Below are 17393 nucleotides of genomic sequence, written 5' to 3'. Positions count from 1 at the left end.
CCCCAAGGAGGAGATCCCGGGCACCGGTGTCCACTCCCCGTGGGACGCGAGAATGCTTCCCGCCGGGGATGACCCCGGCGGTCGGGACTGATGGGGTGGAGGATGTGCAACCCCGTATCCCCCGGCAGCCGGCCGGTGACCAGGCCGGCGCCCTCGCCGGCAACGATGCCGGGCTCGGTGCCGAGCTCGTCGCGGTGCTGGCCGGTGCGCGCAGAAGAGCGCTGCGGGACGGGGACCGGCAGATCGACACCGCCCATCTGCTGCACTCGCTGCTGGAGTCCGACCCCGAGGTGTGCGCGGCCTTCGAGGGGGAGGCGCAGGTGGCCCGGCTCCTCGGCTATCTCGTGCAGCGCAGCATCGGCTACGGGCTGCGCTGGCAGGGCCGCGTGGAGGACTCCGGTGCCGTTCCGGTGGTGAGCGGGGTGGACGGGTACTCGCCGCTCGCCTCCGCCGCGCTGGAGCACGCACGCGCGCGTGCCGTCCGGTTCGGTGACGGGCCGCCGCGCTGTCTCGACCTGCTCGCCGGTGTGCTGGCGGATCCGCAGGCACGTGCCGTCGAGGTGCTGAGCCGCGCCGGGATCGACGCCCGTGAGCTGTTCCTGCGCGTGGAGGGTCTGCGGGGGCGGTCCGGGGAGTACGCCGAGTGGGGCGAGGCGGGGTGCTGAGCGGGGCGAGGTGGGGTTCTGAGCGGGGCGAGGTGGGGTGCTGAGTCGGGCGAGGCCCGGTCCTGAGCGGGGTGAGGTGGGGTGCTGAGCGGGGCGAGGCGGGGTGCTGAGCGGCGGAGGGTGCCCCTCCGTCCGTAGCGTGAGACAGGTGTCAATGGGGATGACGCTCATGTCATCGCCTGTCATCATGTGCCGGTGCTTACGACGAAGAGCGGTGCGGGCAGCCACGGCAAGGGTGTCGGGCTGGGGCTCGCCCTGGGGTCGGCGGTCGCGTTCGGCGGGTCCGGAGTCGCGGCCAAGCCGTTGATCGAGGCGGGTCTGGAGCCGCTGCACGTGGTCTGGCTGCGGGTGGCCGGCGCGGCGCTGGTGATGCTGCCGCTGGCCTGGCGCCACCGTGCGCTGCTGCGGCGCCGCCCCGCGCTGCTCGCCGGGTTCGGGCTGCTGGCCGTGGCCGGTGTGCAGGCATGCTACTTCGCCGCGATCTCCCGGATCCCGGTCGGGGTCGCGCTGCTGGTGGAGTACCTCGCGCCCGCCCTGGTGCTGGGCTGGGTGCGGTTCGTGCAGCGGCGTCCGGTGACGCGGGCCGCGGCGCTCGGTGTGGTGCTCGCGGTCGGCGGGCTGGCCTGTGTGGTGGAGGTGTGGGCCGGACTGGGCTTCGACGCCCTGGGTCTACTGCTGGCGCTGGGCGCCGCCTGCTGCCAGGTCGGCTACTTCGTCCTGTCCGACCAGGGCAGCGACTCCGGCGAGGAGGCACCCGACCCGCTCGGTGTCATCGCCTACGGGCTGCTGATCGGCGCCCTGGTGCTGACGGTGGTCGCCCGGCCGTGGGGCATGGACTGGTCGGTGCTGAGCGGCAGCGCGGCCATGAACGGCAGCAGTGTCCCCGCCGCGGTCCTGCTCGCCTGGATCGTGCTGGTCGCCACGGTCGTCGCCTACATCACCGGGGTGCTCGCGGTGCGCAGGCTGTCACCGCAGGTCGCGGGCGTGGTGGCCTGTCTGGAGGCGGTCATCGCCACCGTGCTGGCCTGGGTGCTGCTGGGCGAGCACCTGTCGGCCCCGCAGATCGCCGGTGGTGTGGTCGTGCTGGTGGGTGCCTTCATCGCGCAGTCCTCGACGCCGGCGAAGGCGTCCGCCGAGGTGGTGGCGAGCGGTGAGCCGGAGCGGGAACCGGCTGCGGGGCGGACGGTCTCGTAGGCGGACTGGCGGACTGGCGGACTGGCGGGCAGGCGGGTTGCCGGGCTGGCGGGTTGCCGGGCTGGCGGTCGGCGGGGCCGGGCCGGCGGTGGGGCCGTCGGTCGCACGCCCGTCCCCTGGACGTCTGGGCGTTTCCGTCAGGTGACCGTCGGGGCGGGCCCCACCCCCGTGTGGGCCCGCCCCTTCGGTGTCATGCGGAGCGCCTGCGCAGCAGGTGCTCACGCGCGGCCGCGTCGCCGGGGCCCGCGCGCTCGGCGAGGCGGTCGGCGATACGGTCCTGAACCTCCGGCACCTTGCTGCCGGCGTACTTGAACTTCGCCCGGACCCCGGTGACCTCCAGCCGCAGTCCGCGGATGCCGGGAAGCATGCGGCCGTACGGCGCCTCGGCCACTGCCACGCTCGCCGAGCCGCCCTCCGGCTGGAAGTGGCCCATCTGCCGGTTCAGCAGCTCGGCCTTCTCGGCGGGATCGTCCACGACGTGCGCCGGCAGCGCAGTTGGACGGCCGCGTAGAGGCTGGTCGGCGTGCCGTGTTCGGGCGGGGTGTCCGGGGCGGCCTGCCAGGGACCGGGGACGAAGACGTAGTCGTCGACGACGCTCAGTACGACGTCCGGGTCCGCCTCCAGGGCCGCCCACAGCGGGTTGGGGCGGGCCAGGTGGGTCACGGCGTCGCCGCGCTCGGGGTCGTAGGCGAAGTGCAGGGGCTGGGCGTGCGGCGGCTCGCCGGGCAGGCCGTTGACGACGAGCTGTCCGAAGTCGTGCGCGGCGAGCCAGCGCTGCCACTCGGTGTCGTTCTGCGGCGCGTCCCAGGGGTGGATCAGCATCAGAGCACCGCGGAGAGGTAGTCCGGCAGCGCGGTGCCCTCGGCGAGCCGGTCGTCGGGGAGCGGGGCCTCGTAGCCCTTGCGCAGCGGGACCACTCCGGCCCAGTGGGGGAGGGCGTAGTCCTCGGGCTCGTCGTTCACGCCGCCGGTGCGGAGCTTGGCGGAGACCTCGTTCAGGTCCAGGGCGATGACCGCGGTGGCGGCCAGCTCCTTCTTGTTCGCCGGGCGGGAGTCGGCGGCGCGGCCGGGGAGGACGTGGTCGACGAGGGCGTCGAGCGCGGCGCGCTTCTCCTCGGGGTCGGTGACGTCGTGGGCGAGGCCGTGGATGACGACCGAGCGGTAGTTGATCGAGTGGTGGAAGGCGGAGCGGGCCAGCACCAGCCCGTCGACGTGGGTCACCGTCAGGCACACCGCCAGTCCCGGATCGGCCTTGCCGGTCATCCGCAGCGGGCGCGAACCCGTCGAGCCGTGGACGTAGAGCCGCTCGCCGACCCGGCCGTACAGCGTGGGCAGGACCACCGGGGCGCCGTCGCGGACGAAGCCGAGGTGGCAGACGTAGCCCTCGTCGAGTATCGCGTGCACCAGCTCCTTGTCGTAGGCGGCCCGATCGGCGGAGCGGGTGGGGACGGTGCGGTCGGTCGGCGTATAGGCGGCGGGTGACGTCGGCTGCTGGGTCCCCTGCATGGCGTTCTCCATTGCACTAGTGCATAATCTTCTTTGTGCTAGGAGAATATCCGATCAAGGGCCGTGGTGCGGCGGAGATTTCCGCCAGTGTCGAGCGGGCGGTGGCCACCGGGGAGCTGGAACCGGGGCAACTCCTGCCGCCGATGCGCGAGTTGGCCGAACGGCTCGGGGTGAATCCCAATACGGTCGCGGCCGCCTACCGGGTCCTGCGCGACCGCGGGGTCATCGAGACCCACGGCCGCCGGGGCAGCCGGGTGCGCTCCCGGCCCGCCACGAGCGGACGCGAGTCCATCCGTGTCGAGGTGCCCGAGGGGGTGCGCGACGTGGCCGGCGGCAATCCCGACCTCGCGCTCCTGCCCCCGCTGGCCCCGGCGTTCGCCGAGGCCGCGGCCCAGGGCGACCGGCAGCCGGTCCTGTACGGCGACGAGGAGGTCGAGCCCGAGCTCGCCCGCCTGGCGCGCGAGGATCTGGCCGCCGACGGGGTGCCGAAGGGCCCGCTGGCCGTCACCAACGGCTCGCTGGACGCCATCGAACGCGTCCTGGCCGCGCATCTGAAACCCGGGGACACCGTCGCCGTGGAGGACCCCGGCTGGGGCAGCGTCCTGGACCTCGTCCCGGCGCTCGGACTGCGCGTGCAGCCCGTCGGCGTCGACGACGACGGCCCCCTGCCCGACGAGGTGCGGGCGGCGCTGGAGGCCGGGGCGCGGGCCCTGATCGTCACCTGCCGGGCGCAGAACCCCACCGGCGCCGCGGTCGGCGCCACGCGCGCGCGTGCCCTGCGCGCGGTGCTGCGGGCCCACCCGGACACCGTGCTGATCGAGGACGACCACGGCCACCGGATCGTCGACCTCCCGTTGCATCCGCTGGCCGGAACCACCCGGCACTGGGCGGTGGTGCGTTCCGTCGCCAAGGCGTACGGCCCCGATCTGCGGCTCGCCGTGCTCACCGGCGACGAGGTCACCCTTGACCGGGTGCGCGGCCGGCAGCGGCTCGGGCCGGGGTGGGTCAGCCGTGTCACCCAGCGCGCGGTGGTCCGGCTGTGGTCCGACGGGGCGGTGGACCCGCGGGCGGTCGCTGCGGCGTACGGGCGGCGCCGGGACGCCTTGATCGGTGCGCTCGCCGAGCGCGGGACGACCGGGCGCGGGCGCAGCGGCATGAACGTGTGGATCCCGGTGCCGGACGAGACCGGCGCCGTCGCCCGGCTGCTGCACGCGGGCTGGGCGGTCGCCCCCGGTGCCCGGTTCCGGCTGAAGTCGCCGCCGGGGGTCCGGGTGACCGTCTCGACGCTGACCGAGGCCGACATCGGCCCGCTGGCGGACGCGATCGCCTCCGCGGTGGGGCCGGTGCCGGGGCGGCGGGGGGTGTAGGGCTCGGCGGGGTGCCGGGGGTGCAGGGGGCGCGGGGTGCGGGGGCCAGGTGCGGGGTCCGCCGGGAGCATGGGGGCGCTCCAGCGGGTTGTCGTGGAGCCGCGTCGGCTGCGGCGGGCCCTGGTCATCGGCGCTGCGTCGGCTCCAGCGGGCCCTGGTCATCGGCACTGCGTCGGCTCCAGCGGGCCCCGGTCACCGGCGCTCCGCCGGCTCTAGCGGGTCACCGGCTGCCGGGACTCCGTCGGCTCCGACCCCGCGCGCGCCCGCGGCGGCCGCCGCCTCGGGTGCGCCTGTGTCAGCGCCGCGCCCGCCAGGACGATCAGGGCGCCGACCGGGGTCGACCAGGTCAGGGACTCGCCGAGGAGGACGACCCCGGCGGCCGTGGCGATGACAGGGATGAAGTACGTGACCATCTGGGCCGTCGTCGGGCCGATCTCGGCAACCAGACCGTACTGGACCAGCACGGCGAACCCGGTGCCCAGCGCGCCGAGCGCGGCGATCGCGAGGAGCGGGCCGACGGCCAAGCGGGTCGGCGGTGAGGTGAACAACGGCGTGACGACGGCGAGTTGCAGGGTGGCCAGCAGCAACTGCGCGCCCGTCAGGGAGAGGTGGGAGTACGTGGACCCGGCCAGGGTGCGGCGGACGTAGATCCAGCCGATCGGGTAGCTCAGCGAGGCGAGCAGGGCCATCGCGGTGCCCCGGGCGTCCAGGCCGGCGAAGCCCTGCCAGGCGCCGAGCACGGTCAGCACGCCCAGGAAGCCGATGCCGAGCCCGGCGACCCGCACCCGGGTCGGGCGGTCCTCGGAGAGGGCGACCAGGGACAGCGCCATGCCCCACAGCGGTGAGGTGGCGTTGCAGATGCCGGCCAGGGTGGAGGGGATGGTCAGCTCGGCGTAGGCGAACAGCGAGAACGGCAGCGCGTTCAGCAGGAACGCGGCGACCGCCAGATGCGCCCAGGTGCGGGCGCCGCGCGGCAGCCGCTGCCGCTTCACCGCCATCGCCGCGGCCAGCACCGCCGTACCGAACACCAGGCGCCCGAGCGTGACCTGGAACGGGGCGTAGCCGTCGGTGCCCACCTTGATCAGCAGGAAGCTGAAGCCCCAGATCAACGACAGGGCGGCGAAGCGCAGACGCCAGCCCAGACGAGGGCGGGGAGAGGGCGAGGGCGGGGAGGCGGCGGCGGTTGCGGCGGTGGTCATGGCGTCCACGATGACGGCCGATGATCTCGTAGCACAAGAGAGATTTCGCGGACATTATCTCGTAGCATCGCTTACATGTTGAACCTGGACCGCCTGCGCACCCTCGACGCCCTCGCCCGCCACGGCTCGGTCAGCGGCGCCGCGCAGGGGCTGCACATCACGACGTCGGCCGTCTCGCAGCAGATGGCCAAGCTGGAGCGGGAGGTCGGACAGCAACTGCTCGCCAAGCACGGGCGCGGGGTGCGGCTCACCGACGCGGGGCGGCTGCTGGCCGAGCACGCGGCGCGCATCCTGTCGCAGGTGCAGCTCGCCCAGTCCGACCTGGAGGCGCAGCGGGGGAAGGTGGTGGGGGAGTTGAGGCTGTCGGCCTTCCCCACCGCCGCGCGCGGGCTGTTCCCGACCGCGCTGGCCGCGCTGCGCGTGGAGCATCCGGCGCTGCGGCTGCGCTCGTGCGAGCTGGAGCCCGAGGACGGCATCCGGGCCGTGGTGCGCGGCGATCTCGATCTCGCCGTCGTGCTCGACTGGTACAACAAGCCGATGCCGCTGCCGGACGGCCTGGTCAAGGCGGCCATCCTCGACGACCCGGCCGATGTGGCGATGCCCGCCGGGCACCGGCTCGCGGACCGGGAGGAGGTGGACCTGGAGGAGTTCGCCGAGGACGAGTGGATCACCTGGGGCGAGGGCGAGTTCTGCCACGAGTGGCTGCTGTACACGCTGCGTTCGCGCGGCATCGAGCCGATCGTCGGCCACCGCGCGGGCGAGACGCACACCCAGCTGGGGCTGGTCGCCGCGGGACTCGGGGTGTGCATCGCGCCGCTGCTCGGCCGCCACCCCATGCCGGGCGGCGTCGTCACCGTGCCGCTGCGGCAGCGGGTGCGGCGCCATGTGTACGTGGTGTGGCGGGCCGACGCCGACCGCAGGCCGTCGATCCGGGCGGCGGTACGGGCGCTGCGGGCGGCGGGGGAGCGGGTGGGCTCGGTCGACGGGCCGTCGGGGGCGCCGGGTTCGGCCTCGGCGGCGGTTCCCGGCGCGGGGGCGGCTACCGAGCCGCCGTCTTCCGGAAGTCCCACGACCTGACCGACTCCGGTGCCAGCCGCAGCCAGGCGTGCCGTCCGTCGTGCGGCAGTTCGTCGAGGTCGAAGTACTTGCGGGCGAACTGCCGCTCCATGGGGGCGAGTCCGGGGTGCGGCTCACCTGTGCGCGGCACCTCGCCCACCACCTCGACGGTGCCGGTCAGCTCCACTCCGCGCAGTTCGCCGTAGGCGTGCCCGGCGTCCACCACGACCGCCACCCGCCCGTCGCGGCGCAGGTCGGCCCACCGCTTGCTGCGGGTGAGGGAGTACAGCCACAGCGCCGTGCCGTCCCAGGCGAACCACAGCGGACTGACGTGCGGGGTGCCGTCGGCGGAGACGGTCGCCACCCGGCAGGTGCGCTCGGCGGCGAGGAAGGCGTCCACCTCCTCGGCCGTCATCATGATCTTCCGGCCCCGGCGCTGGGTGACGGGCATCAGCGGTCCTCCACAGGTGAATTGACGGAACGTCAGAAAGAGCATGGTCCGTCTTCCGTACGTACGCAACGGCCGCTACCCTCGCCCGCCGGACCGCGGCCGACAAGGACAGCCGTGCCGCCGCCGACAGGAGAGCCGTGCCGTCGCGACAAGGGGGAGCCATGCCGCCGTACCCGGACCCGCGCGGGACCCTGGACCCCGCGGCCACCGCCCTGCTCACCGTCGAGTGCCAGCGGGGCGTCGTCGGCCCGGACGCCGCCCTGCCCGAACTCGCCCGCGCGGCACGGGAGTCCGGGGCGCTCGACCGGATCGCCCGGCTGGTGGCCGCCGCCCGCGCGAGCGGTGTCCAGATCGTCCACGCCGTCGCCGAACGCCGCCCCGACGGACGCGGGGCCGGCCGCCACGCGCGGCTGTTCCGGGCCGCCGAGCGGCTGCCCGTACGGCAGACGACCGGCACTCCGGCGGTCGAGATCGCCCCGCCCATCGAGGTCGCACAGGAGGATCTCGTCGTACGGAGGCTGCACGGACTGTCGCCGCTGCACGGCACCGAGGTCGACGCATTGCTGCGCAACCTCGGCCGCCGTACCCTGATCGTCACCGGGGTCTCGGCCAACGTGGCCGTCCCCAACGCGGTGTTCGACGCGGTGAACCTCGGCTACACCGTCGTCGTGCCCACCGACGCGATCGCCGGGGTGCCCGCCGACTACACCGCCGCGGTGATCCGCCACACCCTCGCCCTCGTGGCCGACCTCGTCACCACCGACGAACTGCTCGGCCGGCTCAGGCGAGGGTGATGGTGTCCCCCTCCACCGTGATCTTCGCGGTCGGCAGCGCCCGGGTCGCCGGGCCCTTCTTCACGCTGCCGTCCGTCGCCGAGAACTGGCTGCCGTGACAGGGGCAGGTGATCGTGTCGTTCGCGATGTCCTTCACCGTGCAGCGCTGGTGGGTGCAGATCGCCGAGAACGCCTTGAACTCGCCCGCCGTCGGCTGGGTGACCACCACCTTCGCGTCACCGAACACCTTGCCCCCGCCCTCGGGGACCTCCGACGTCCTGCCCAGCACGGTGCCCGCGCTGGTCTCGGACCCCCCGCCGTCGCCGTCGTCCGACCCGCACGCGGTCAGGGCGACGGTGAGACCCGCCGCGCCGGCCGCCGCGATGACGGTACGCCGGGCCGGACCCGTGGTGGGCTCAACCGATTCGCTGGTCATGCTGCCGTTCCCTTCAGCTGACGTCACCTGGCTCCGTCAAGGGTTACGGTCCGCGCGGTGCCGCCGTTCAGCGCCACGCGTGGCGTCACCCGAACGTAGTGCGCACGGCGCCGGGCCGCGTCCCGGCGGTGACGAAGGCCCCAGTAACCTGGGGCGATGCTCAAGGAAGTCACCGCGACCCGGTTCATCACGCCGCTGCGTGAGGGAGGATCGCTGCCGGGCCTGGTGGAGGCCGACGACCACGGCACCTACGTGCTGAAGTTCACCGGCGCGAGCCAGGGCCGCAAGACCCTCGTCGCGGAGGTCGTCGCCGGTGAACTCGCCCGCCGACTCGGACTGCGGATGCCCCGCCTGGTCACGGTCGAACTGGACCCGGTCCTCGGCCTCGGCGAGCCCGAACAGCAGGTCCAGGACCTGCTGAGGTCCAGCGGCGGCACCAACCTCGGCATGGAGTTCCTCTCCGGCGCCCTCGGCTTCGACCCGCTCGCCTTCACGGTCGACGCCCGACAGGCCGGCCGGATCGTCTGGTTCGACGCGCTGGTGGGCAACGTCGACCGCTCCTGGCGCAACCCCAACCTGCTGATGCGCCGGGGCGAGCTGTGGCTCATCGACCACGGCGCCACCATGATCTGGCACCACAACTGGCCCGGCGCGCGGGCCTCCGCCGCCCGCCCCTACGACGCCACCGACCACGCGCTGGCCCCCTTCGCACCGGACGTGGCCGCGGCCGCCGCCGAGCTGGCGCCCCGGGTCACCGAGGAACTGCTCGCCGAGGTCACCGCCGAGATCCCCGAGGCGTGGCTGGCGGACGAGCCCGGCTTCGACACCACCGACGCGCTGCGCCGCGCCTACGCCGAGCCGCTGCTCGCGCGGGCGCCCGTCGTCCACGAACGCATCGAGGGGATCAAGTGAGCGACCGCATCAACGTCGCCGGCCATCTGACCGAACGGCACATCACCCGCGCCGGGCAGGGCGGCGACCGGCACGTCTACGAGTACGCCCTGCTGCGCGTCGTCCCCCGCGTCGAACGCGGCGAGTGCATCAACGCGGGCGTCCTCGTGTACTGCCGTGCCAAGGGCTACGTCGGGGCTCGCACCCACCTCGACGAGGCCCGGCTGCTCGCCCTCGACCCCTCGGCGGACGTGTCCGGTGTCCGTGCGGCGCTGCGCGCCGTGGAGGACGTGTGCGGGGGCGGGCCCGCGGCGGGCCAGGCCGCGGGCGACGACGCGGGCCGCCGCTTCCGCTGGCTGGTCGCCCCCCGCTCCACGGTCGTCCAGCCGGGCCCGGTCCACACCGGCCTCACCATGGACCCGGCCGGCGAGACGGAGCGCCTGCTGGACCTGCTGGTGAGGTGACGACCCAGGGCCGCCTAGCGGGTGTCCGCCGGGCGGGCGCCCGTCCGGCCGCGGCGGCGCAGCAGCAGGAAGCCGCTCGCCACGGCGCCCGTGACCAGGGCCGAACCGAGGGCGAGGTCCCCGCCGTCCACGCCCGCGGACGACGTACCGCCGAGGCCGCCCTGGACGCCCCGGCTCGGCAAGGCGGTGGACGGGCCCGTGGGTGCGGTGGCGCCGCCGCGGCGGGGCAGCGCCTCGCAGGCTATGCCGTCGTCGGCGCCCTGGTCCTCGTCCAGCCGATGGGGGTCGCCGCGGTCTCTGTCGAACTGCGCCTGGGCGTCCTCCTGGAAGGCGAAGTCCGCGCAGTCCAGGTCCTGGGCGTGCGCGGAACCGGCCGGCACGGCGAGTGCGGTCAGCGTGAACAGGGCGCCGACGGCGCCGTTCCTGATACGCATGGGACAACCTCCGATCCAGGCCCGAACGGGCCGTTTCCGACGCTAGGAGGGGTGCGGTGGGGCGGCGCGGGGCAGGGGGCCGATCGGGTGGCCGGCGGGGAATGGATCACATGGGGGCCGATGGCGTTGACACCGGGTGCCAGGGCTTCTAGCGTCTCGTCTGCTGAAGGTACTAAGCGGTCGCTCACCACCGCATGTCACGTACTCTCAAGGGCGAGGAGATCCAGCAATGTCCACCACTGAGCAGCGGGTCGCAGTAGTCACCGGCGCCGCGCGCGGCATCGGCGCCGCCACCGCCGTACGGCTCGCGGCCGAGGGTCGCGCGGTCGCCGTGATCGACCTCGACGAGGCCGCCTGCAAGGACACCGTGGAGAAGATCACCGCGGCGGGCGGCAAGGCCATCGCCGTCGGCGCCGACGTCTCCGACGAGGCGCAGGTCGAGGCGGCGATCGCGCGGATCGTCGAGGAGCTGGGCGCGCCCACGATCCTGGTCAACAACGCCGGCGTCCTGCGCGACAACCTGCTGTTCAAGATGAGCGTCTCCGACTGGGACACCGTCATGAACGTGCACCTCAAGGGCTCGTTCCTGATGAGCCGCGCCGTGCAGAAGCACATGGTCGACGCCGGTTTCGGCCGGATCGTCAACCTGTCCTCGTCCTCCGCGCTCGGCAACCGCGGCCAGGCCAACTACTCCGCGGCCAAGGCCGGTCTGCAGGGCTTCACCAAGACCCTCGCCAAGGAGCTCGGCAAGTTCGGCATCACCGCCAACGCCGTCGCCCCCGGCTTCATCGCCACCGACATGACCGCCGCCACCGCCGAGCGCGTCGGCATGGGCTTCGAGGACTTCAAGAACGCCGCCGCCTCGATGATCCCCGTGCAGCGCGTCGGCGAGCCCGAGGACATCGCCAACGCCGTGGCCTTCTTCACCGGCGAGGCGGCCGGCTTCGTCTCCGGCCAGGTGCTGTACGTCGCCGGCGGACCGCTCGACTAGGGATCAGGTACACGGACATGACTGAACTCCCCGCACTCTCCGGCAAGGTCGCCCTGGTCACGGGCGCCAGCCGGGGCATCGGCTACGGCGTCGCCGAGGCGCTGGTCGCCCGCGGCGACCGCGTCTGCATCACCGGCCGCAACGAGGAGGCGCTGAAGGAGGCCGTCGAGAAGCTCGGCGCCGACCGCGTCATCGGTGTCGCCGGCAAGGCCCATGACGAGGCCCACCAGGCCGTCGCCGTCGAGCGCACCATGGAGGCTTTCGGCCGCGTCGACTTCCTGGTCAACAACGCCGGGACGAACCCGGTGTACAGCCCGATCGCGGACCTCGACCTGAACGTGGCGCGCAAGGTCTTCGAGACCAATGTGATCTCGGCGCTCGGCTTCGCCCAGCGCACCTGGCACGCCTGGCAGAAGGACAACGGCGGCGCGATCGTCAACATCGCCTCCGTCGCGGGCCTCGCGCCCTCGCCGTTCATCGGCGCGTACGGCGTCAGCAAGGCCGCGATGATCAACCTGACCGTGCAGCTCGCCCACGAGTTCGCGCCGAAGGTACGGGTCAACGCCATCGCCCCGGCCGTGGTCAAGACCAAGTTCGCCCAGGCCCTCTACGAGGGCCGCGAGGAGGAGGCCGCCGCGGCCTACCCGCTCAAGCGGCTCGGCGTGCCCTCGGACATCGGCGGCGCGGCCGCGTTCCTCACCTCCGAGCAGTCCGACTGGGTCACCGGCCAGACGCTCGTGGTCGACGGCGGAATCTTCCTCAACGCCGGTGTCGCGTGAGCCGCTGACCGCCGCCGAGGGGCGAGTGACAGGGGCGCCGTTTCCCGCCGGACCGTCGTGTGTGACGGATCCCGGTTGACGGAAACGGCGCCTTTGTCGTCGTAGGGGCAGCTCACGGGGTTATGACAACGTAGTCATCGGGAAAGTGATCGAGTTGCTCCCGAACGAGCCCTCCAACCGCTACGGACGCTGCGATAGGGTCTGCCGACCCTTGGTATGGCAGATCGAGGAGCGTGCGCGTGTTCAACCGGAACCGTTGCCTGCGGAGTATCGCGGCAATCGCGTCCATATCCCTGGCCACCGGCTGCAGCCTGTTCTCGGACGGCGGCGACGACGACCAGGGGCCGATCGTGGTGGGGACCACCAGTGCCCCCAGCACGTTGGATCCGGCCGCTTCCTGGGACGGCTCCTGGGAGCTGTTCCGCAACGTCTACCAGACCCTGCTGAGCTATCCCGACGGCGCCACCGTGCCCGAGCCGGACGCCGCCGAGGAGTGTGCCTTCACGGACACCTCCAACCGCACCTACCGCTGCGAGCTGCGCGAGGGGCTGCGGTTCTCCGACGGCGGCAAGCTGGACGCCGAGGCCGTCAAGCACTCCGTCGACCGCATCCTGAAGATCAAGGCGCCCACCGGCCCCGCCGGACTGCTCGGCAGCCTGGACCGGGTGGAGACCCGCGGGGAGCGCGAGGTCGTGTTCCATCTGAAGACGGCCGACGCCACCTTCCCGTTCGTGCTGGCCACCCCCGCCCTGTCGATCGTCGACCCCGACACCTACCCCGCGGACGAGCTCCGCGAGGACGACGGCCGCATCGACGGCTCCGGCCCCTACAAGCTGGAGGCGTACTCCGAGAACGACAAGGCCGAACTCGTCCGCAACGAGCACTACAAGGGCACCGCCGAGCGCCGCAACGACGCCGTGACGATCCGCTACTTCCAGGACTCGGCCAGCATGGTCAAGGCCCTGCGCGACAAGAGCATCGACGTCACCTACCGCGGCCTCGCCGCCGACGACATCGTCACCCTCCAGGGCAAGGACGCCGACGAGGACCTCCAGCTCGTCGAGGGCTCCGGCACCGACATCAGCTACCTGGTGTTCAACCCGAAGGACCGGTGGGCGGGCAAGGAGGCGGTGCGCAAGGCCGTCGCCCAGCTCGTCGACCGGCCGGCGATCGCCCACAAGATCTACAAGGACACCGTGGACCCGCTGTACTCCATGGTCCCCACCGGCCTCACCGGCCACACGACCGGCTTCTTCGACACCTACGGCGACCCCGACGCCGACAAGGCCCGCGAGATCCTCACCGACGCCGGCATCACCGAGAAGGTGCCGCTGGAGTTCTGGTACACCACCGATCGCTACGGCTCCGAGACGGCCGTGATGTTCAAGGAGCTCAAGCGGCAGCTGGAGTCCTCCGGACTGTTCGAGATCACGCTCAAGAGCCGTCCCTGGAAGGACTACGTCGAGGGCTACAAGAACGGCGAGTACCCGGTGTTCGGCCGCGGCTGGTTCCCCGACTTCCCGGACCCGGACAACTTCGTCGCCCCCTTCGTCGGCAAGGACAACGCCCTGGGCACGCCCTACCCGGCGCCCGAGATCACCGGCATCCTGCTGCCGCGTTCGCGCCGGGAGAGCGACCGCGGGCAGGTCGTGCGGGACTTCGAGGAGGCCCAGCGGATCCTCGTCGACGACGCGCAGCTGCTGCCGCTGTGGCAGGGCAAGCAGTACGTCGCCGCGAGCGAGGAGATCTCCGGCGGGGCGCAGGCGCTGGACCCGTCGACGATCATGATGATGTGGGAGCTGTACCGCAAGACCAGCTGGTAGGCGGAGCCAAGACCTGCTGGGTGTGGGGCCTGAAGGCCGGCCGGCAGGCGGGCCCGGGGGCCGGTGCGGAGCCGGTCCCCGGGGGTGCGTTGTCAGTGGGCGGTTGTAGGTTCTGAGTGCTGGACGTCTTGGAATCCACCGCACACCGTAAGGAAGTTGACGTGACCGACATCGCCATGCTGCCCGAGTCCTGGCGCGGGGTTCTGGGCGACGAGCTGCAGCAGCCCTACTTCAAGGAGCTGACGGAGTTCGTCGAGGAGGAGCGGGCGAAGGGTCCCGTCTACCCGCCGCGCGAGGAGGTGTTCGCCGCGCTGGAGGCGACGCCCTTCGACCAGGTGAAGGTCCTCGTCCTGGGCCAGGACCCCTACCACGGCGAGGGCCAGGGCCACGGACTGTGCTTCTCGGTGCGCCCCGGTGTGAAGACCCCGCCCTCCCTGCGGAACATCTACAAGGAGATGCAGGAGGAGCTGGGCCTGCCCATCCCGGACAACGGCTATCTGATGCCGTGGGCCCGCCAGGGTGTGCTGCTGCTCAACGCGGTGCTCACCGTCCGCGCCGGTGAGGCCAACTCGCACAAGGGCAAGGGCTGGGAGAAGTTCACCGACGCGGTCATCCGCGCGGTGGCCGGCCGGCCCGACCCCGCGGTGTTCGTGCTGTGGGGCAACTACGCCCAGAAGAAGCTCCCGCTGATCGACGAGACCCGGCATGTCGTGGTGAAGGGCGCCCACCCCTCGCCGCTGTCCGCGAAGAAGTTCTTCGGCTCGCGTCCGTTCACGCAGATCAACGAGGCGGTGGCCGCGCAGGGGCACACCCCGATCGACTGGCGCATCCCGAACCTCGGCTCCTGACCGTGCCGCACCGGGCCGGCCCTCCTCGGGGCCGGCCCGCCGCGGTCGGGGCAACCGGGGCGGACGGCGCCCGGCCCGCCTGGCGGGGATCGGGGCCCGCTGCGGTTAGCGTTCGGAGCGTCGGCAGTACGGATGGGTGCCGGGGAAGTGTGGAGGGCCCGTGGCGGAGCGACAGGAGCAGGCGGCGCCGGACGCCGTGATGACACGCATCGGGCAGGTCGTGATGCTGCATCACGCGGGCGACCGCGAGGAGGCCCGGCGGCGCTTTCTGACGCTGTGGGCCGAGATCGGGGAACACGGTGACGCGCTGCACCGGTGCACCCTCGCCCACTACATGGCGGACACCCAGGACGATCCCGACGCCGAACTGGCCTGGGACCTCAGGGCCCTCACGGCCGCGGAGGAGCTGACGGACGACCGTCTCGCCGCCCACGAGGGCGCGCCCGCCGTACGGGCCCTGTACCCCTCCCTGCATCTGAACCTCGCCGCGGACTACGTCAAACTCGGCCGCCCCGACGCCGCCCGCACCCATCTCCAGCGGGCCAGCGAGGCGTCCGAGGCGCTGGCCGACGACACCTACGGCGACGGCGTCCGCGCCGCGATCGGCCGCCTGGAGCTGCGCCTTCGCGAGGAGGGGCCGGGCGGGCCGGCGGGCGAGGGGTGGGGGCCGCCGAGACAGCGGCCGTAGGGGCGGGCCCGCGGCTGCGGGCTGCGGCTGCTCACCGGCCGTACACCTGCTCGCACGTCCGTGCCTCCGGGCTGTCCGCGCGCCAGCCGCCGTACTTCTTGCCGAGGCCGCAGACGTCGGTGTTCTCGCGGACCGACTCGGCGACGTCGGGGAGGTCGACCGGAGGGACGCGGGGGCGGGGGTGCTCCGGCCTCGCGGGGCGCGGGTGCGGTCGGGGGTGGTCGGGGCGGCGGGGGCGGTGCTCGGCCGGGGGCTGCGCGGGGGCCTGCCGGGCGGCCGGCGGCTCCGCCGCGGGGGTGTGCGGTGCGGACGGCGAGGGCGGGGGCGCGGAGGTACGGCGGACGCCGGCCAGCTCCAGGGCCTCACGGGCCGGCGCCTGCACGATCTGCGGCTCGGCGTGGCCGTCCGGGCGGGGTACCGGCGGCTGCGAGGGCGCGGGCGGGCCGGAGGCCGGTGGGCGCTGGACCGTCATACAGCCGCTGAGGGCCGAGACGGCCACGGTGACCAGGAGTGTTGCGGTGGTCGTCGTTCGATGCACCCGCGCAACTCTGGTGGGTCCGCCCCCTTCCGCGACAGCGGACAGGCGCAGGATGCCCCGCACGGGTGATCTCCGTCCCCGTACGGAGGGCGCGGGGGCCCGCCGGGTGACGTCAGTAGCCCGTGGCGCCGTCGATGCGCTCGCGGATCAGGTCCGCGTGGCCGTTGTGACGGGCGTACTCCTCGATCATGTGGGTGTAGATCCAGCGCAGGCTGTACGGCTGGTCGCTGTGCCGGGTGCGGCCGCGGGAGAGGTCGTCGAGGCCGAAGGCGGCGGCGTTGCGCCGGGCGACCGCGATCTCGTCCTGCCAGACGGTGTGCGCCTGCGTCCAGGTGTCCGCCTCGGTGAGGTGGAACTCGCCGTCGGGGTCCGCGTCGCTGAACCAGATGGGCCCCGGCGAGTCGTCGGTGAGCACCTTGCGGAACCAGATCCGCTCGACCTCGGCCATGTGCCGCACCAGCCCCATCAGGGTCAGCTCGGAGGGCGGGACCGACGCCGTGCGCAGCTGCTCGTCGGTCAGGCCCTCGCACTTGTGGGCGAGGGTGGCGCGGTGGTAGTCGAGCCAGCCCTCCAGCATGGTGCGTTCGTCGTCGGTCAGGCCCGGCGTCACGCGCTCGATCGTCATGCCCGCATGATCGCCGGTCCGGCGCGGGGCCACCAGCGGTTTTCAGGCCGTCAGCATGCCGGCGACGAGCTCGCGCAGCCCGGCCCGCACCTCGTCCAGGCTCGGCACCTCGGCGTTGAAGGACCCCGCGACGCAGGAGAACATCAGCCCGTCCGCCCAGGCCACCAGCGACAGCACATGGCGCTCGGGCGCGGTCGAGCCCATCGCGACGACCAGGGTCCTCAGCTGCTCGCGGAAGACGGTGCCGGCGGCGTCGAAGTAGGCCCGCAGCTCGGGGCGGCGGGTGGCCTCCAGGGCCAGTTCGTAGCGGGCGAGGGTCAGTTCGCGGTTGAGGGTGAGGGCGCGGTGCATCGCCTGGGCGAGGGCGTCCAGCACGGAGTCGCGGCCGCGGGCCGGGTCCGGCATCTCGTGCAGGCCCAGCACGCGGGCATCCCGCTCGGCCAGCCGGCGCACGGTCAGTTCGAGGAGCGCCTGGCGCGTGCGGGCCAGGTTGGAGGTGGAGCCCTGGGGGAGTCCGGCCGACTCGTCGACCGCCCGGTGGGTCAGTCCGCGCATCCCGCGCTCGGCGAGCAGGGCGAGGGCGGCGTCGGCGACGAGTTCGGCGCGGGAAGTGCCGGTGATGCGTACGGACATGGGGGTCAACCTACCGGGCACGACACCGGCACC

General features: G+C 73.2%; 20 protein-coding genes and 1 pseudogene. 12 read left to right on the top strand and 9 right to left on the bottom strand.

Features of this window, described 5'->3' with window-relative positions; genetic code table 11:
- Window positions 1-104 precede the first annotated feature (104 nt).
- Window positions 105-665 (top strand): Clp protease N-terminal domain-containing protein, encoded by a 561-nt coding sequence (locus ACSU6M_RS05195; protein WP_437067462.1) that lies wholly within the window; start codon window positions 105-107, stop codon window positions 663-665.
- Between the two features lie 189 nt (window positions 666-854).
- Window positions 855-1859 (top strand): EamA family transporter, encoded by a 1005-nt coding sequence (locus ACSU6M_RS05190; RefSeq protein ID WP_437067461.1) that lies wholly within the window; start codon window positions 855-857, stop codon window positions 1857-1859.
- A gap of 190 nt (window positions 1860-2049) precedes the next feature.
- On the opposite strand, the pseudogene ACSU6M_RS05185 reads toward ACSU6M_RS05190, so the two are convergent.
- Window positions 2050-2681: pseudogene (locus tag ACSU6M_RS05185) on the bottom strand (FMN-binding negative transcriptional regulator).
- Window positions 2681-3364 (bottom strand): pyridoxamine 5'-phosphate oxidase family protein, encoded by a 684-nt coding sequence (locus ACSU6M_RS05180; RefSeq protein WP_437067459.1) that lies wholly within the window; start codon window positions 3362-3364, stop codon window positions 2681-2683. Before ACSU6M_RS05180 ends, ACSU6M_RS05185 begins: the two are co-directional and overlap by 1 nt.
- A 35-nt stretch (window positions 3365-3399) precedes the next feature.
- Between ACSU6M_RS05180 and ACSU6M_RS05175 the strand changes: the two genes are divergently transcribed.
- A complete protein-coding gene (locus tag ACSU6M_RS05175; protein WP_437067457.1) occupies window positions 3400-4731 on the top strand; it encodes an aminotransferase class I/II-fold pyridoxal phosphate-dependent enzyme in 1332 nt (443 codons plus the stop codon).
- Between the two features lie 212 nt (window positions 4732-4943).
- Here the strand turns inward: ACSU6M_RS05175 and ACSU6M_RS05170 are convergent, their stop codons facing one another.
- On the bottom strand, window positions 4944-5930 hold the full coding sequence (locus ACSU6M_RS05170) for a DMT family transporter (RefSeq protein WP_437067455.1): 987 nt from the start codon (window positions 5928-5930) through the stop codon (window positions 4944-4946).
- 75 nt (window positions 5931-6005) lie between these two features.
- On the opposite strand from ACSU6M_RS05170, the gene ACSU6M_RS05165 reads away from it, so the two are divergent.
- Window positions 6006-7007: a LysR family transcriptional regulator gene (locus tag ACSU6M_RS05165; RefSeq protein ID WP_437067454.1), complete on the top strand. Its 1002-nt coding sequence runs from the start codon at window positions 6006-6008 to the stop codon at window positions 7005-7007.
- Here ACSU6M_RS05165 and ACSU6M_RS05160 read toward each other — a convergent pair.
- Window positions 6970-7437, bottom strand: coding sequence for a pyridoxamine 5'-phosphate oxidase family protein (locus ACSU6M_RS05160; RefSeq protein WP_437067452.1), 468 nt, complete (start codon window positions 7435-7437; stop codon window positions 6970-6972). The genes ACSU6M_RS05165 and ACSU6M_RS05160 overlap by 38 nt on opposite strands.
- Window positions 7438-7598: 161 nt before the next feature.
- Between ACSU6M_RS05160 and ACSU6M_RS05155 the strand changes: the two genes are divergently transcribed.
- A complete protein-coding gene (locus ACSU6M_RS05155) occupies window positions 7599-8231 on the top strand; it encodes a cysteine hydrolase (RefSeq protein WP_437067451.1) in 633 nt (210 codons plus the stop codon).
- Here ACSU6M_RS05155 and ACSU6M_RS05150 read toward each other — a convergent pair.
- Entirely contained in the window at window positions 8218-8646 is a 429-nt protein-coding gene (locus ACSU6M_RS05150) for a Rieske (2Fe-2S) protein (protein WP_437067449.1), read from the bottom strand. The genes ACSU6M_RS05155 and ACSU6M_RS05150 overlap by 14 nt on opposite strands.
- Before the next feature lie 156 nt (window positions 8647-8802).
- Between ACSU6M_RS05150 and ACSU6M_RS05145 the strand changes: the two genes are divergently transcribed.
- Together ACSU6M_RS05145 and ACSU6M_RS05140 are read left to right on the top strand one after the other, a co-directional pair.
- Window positions 8803-9558 carry a HipA family kinase gene (locus ACSU6M_RS05145; RefSeq protein ID WP_437067448.1) on the top strand — a complete coding sequence of 252 codons (756 nt, stop codon included), beginning with the start codon at window positions 8803-8805 and terminating at the stop codon, window positions 9556-9558.
- Between the two features lie 26 nt (window positions 9559-9584).
- Entirely contained in the window at window positions 9585-10001 is a 417-nt protein-coding gene (locus ACSU6M_RS05140) for a DUF3037 domain-containing protein (protein WP_437075013.1), read from the top strand.
- 14 nt (window positions 10002-10015) lie between these two features.
- Here ACSU6M_RS05140 and ACSU6M_RS05135 read toward each other — a convergent pair whose 3' ends face one another.
- The gene (locus tag ACSU6M_RS05135; protein WP_437067446.1) at window positions 10016-10435 is read right to left on the bottom strand and encodes an excalibur calcium-binding protein; all 420 of its coding nucleotides are present in this window, start codon (window positions 10433-10435) and stop codon (window positions 10016-10018) included.
- Between the two features lie 229 nt (window positions 10436-10664).
- On the opposite strand from ACSU6M_RS05135, the gene fabG reads away from it, so the two are divergent.
- The 5 genes from fabG to ACSU6M_RS05110 all read left to right on the top strand — a co-directional run bounded on the left by fabG (window position 10665) and on the right by ACSU6M_RS05110 (window position 15564).
- Window positions 10665-11426: a 3-oxoacyl-ACP reductase FabG gene (gene fabG, locus ACSU6M_RS05130; protein WP_437067444.1), complete on the top strand. Its 762-nt coding sequence runs from the start codon at window positions 10665-10667 to the stop codon at window positions 11424-11426.
- 17 nt (window positions 11427-11443) lie between these two features.
- Window positions 11444-12205: an SDR family oxidoreductase gene (locus ACSU6M_RS05125; protein ID WP_437067443.1), complete on the top strand. Its 762-nt coding sequence runs from the start codon at window positions 11444-11446 to the stop codon at window positions 12203-12205.
- A gap of 239 nt (window positions 12206-12444) precedes the next feature.
- Window positions 12445-14028, top strand: a complete 1584-nt coding sequence (locus ACSU6M_RS05120) for an ABC transporter substrate-binding protein (RefSeq protein WP_437067441.1) — start codon at window positions 12445-12447, stop codon at window positions 14026-14028.
- 161 nt (window positions 14029-14189) lie between these two features.
- Complete coding sequence (gene ung, locus ACSU6M_RS05115; RefSeq protein WP_437067439.1) at window positions 14190-14876, top strand: uracil-DNA glycosylase; 687 nt, start codon at window positions 14190-14192, stop codon at window positions 14874-14876.
- A gap of 160 nt (window positions 14877-15036) precedes the next feature.
- Window positions 15037-15564 (top strand): hypothetical protein, encoded by a 528-nt coding sequence (locus tag ACSU6M_RS05110; protein ID WP_437067438.1) that lies wholly within the window; start codon window positions 15037-15039, stop codon window positions 15562-15564.
- 31 nt (window positions 15565-15595) lie between these two features.
- On the opposite strand, the gene ACSU6M_RS05105 is transcribed toward ACSU6M_RS05110, so the two are convergent.
- From ACSU6M_RS05105 to ACSU6M_RS05095, 3 genes are all read right to left on the bottom strand, one after another.
- Entirely contained in the window at window positions 15596-16102 is a 507-nt protein-coding gene (locus ACSU6M_RS05105; protein WP_437067436.1) for a hypothetical protein, read from the bottom strand.
- A gap of 112 nt (window positions 16103-16214) precedes the next feature.
- Window positions 16215-16727, bottom strand: coding sequence for a DinB family protein (locus ACSU6M_RS05100; RefSeq protein WP_437067434.1), 513 nt, complete (start codon window positions 16725-16727; stop codon window positions 16215-16217).
- Window positions 16728-16769: 42 nt separating this feature from the next.
- Window positions 16770-17360, bottom strand: a complete 591-nt coding sequence (locus ACSU6M_RS05095) for a TetR/AcrR family transcriptional regulator (RefSeq protein ID WP_437067432.1) — start codon at window positions 17358-17360, stop codon at window positions 16770-16772.
- Window positions 17361-17393: the final 33 nt, after the last annotated feature.

The organism is Streptomyces sp. enrichment culture (assembly GCF_964272895.1).
In the GTDB taxonomy this organism is placed as follows: domain Bacteria; phylum Actinomycetota; class Actinomycetes; order Streptomycetales; family Streptomycetaceae; genus Streptomyces.
Note: the sequence above shows the minus strand (reverse complement) of the source record. Positions and strands in the feature narration are given on the sequence as shown.

Excerpts from the sequence above, each read along its gene's own strand:
- ACSU6M_RS05155 (WP_437067451.1), top strand. The coding sequence starts at position 7,599 with ATGCCGCCGTACCCGGACCCGCGCGGGACCCTGGACCCCGCGGCCACC.
- ACSU6M_RS05165 (WP_437067454.1), top strand. The coding sequence starts at position 6,006 with ATGTTGAACCTGGACCGCCTGCGCACCCTCGACGCCCTCGCCCGCCAC.
- ACSU6M_RS05160 (WP_437067452.1), bottom strand. The coding sequence starts at position 7,437 with ATGCCCGTCACCCAGCGCCGGGGCCGGAAGATCATGATGACGGCCGAG.
- ACSU6M_RS05100 (WP_437067434.1), bottom strand. The coding sequence starts at position 16,727 with ATGACGATCGAGCGCGTGACGCCGGGCCTGACCGACGACGAACGCACC.
- ACSU6M_RS05135 (WP_437067446.1), bottom strand. The coding sequence starts at position 10,435 with ATGCGTATCAGGAACGGCGCCGTCGGCGCCCTGTTCACGCTGACCGCA.
- ACSU6M_RS05180 (WP_437067459.1), bottom strand. The coding sequence starts at position 3,364 with ATGCAGGGGACCCAGCAGCCGACGTCACCCGCCGCCTATACGCCGACC.
- ACSU6M_RS05170 (WP_437067455.1), bottom strand. The coding sequence starts at position 5,930 with ATGACCACCGCCGCAACCGCCGCCGCCTCCCCGCCCTCGCCCTCTCCC.
- ACSU6M_RS05150 (WP_437067449.1), bottom strand. The coding sequence starts at position 8,646 with ATGACCAGCGAATCGGTTGAGCCCACCACGGGTCCGGCCCGGCGTACC.
- fabG (WP_437067444.1), top strand. The coding sequence starts at position 10,665 with ATGTCCACCACTGAGCAGCGGGTCGCAGTAGTCACCGGCGCCGCGCGC.
- ACSU6M_RS05145 (WP_437067448.1), top strand. The coding sequence starts at position 8,803 with ATGCTCAAGGAAGTCACCGCGACCCGGTTCATCACGCCGCTGCGTGAG.
- ACSU6M_RS05125 (WP_437067443.1), top strand. The coding sequence starts at position 11,444 with ATGACTGAACTCCCCGCACTCTCCGGCAAGGTCGCCCTGGTCACGGGC.
- ACSU6M_RS05095 (WP_437067432.1), bottom strand. The coding sequence starts at position 17,360 with ATGTCCGTACGCATCACCGGCACTTCCCGCGCCGAACTCGTCGCCGAC.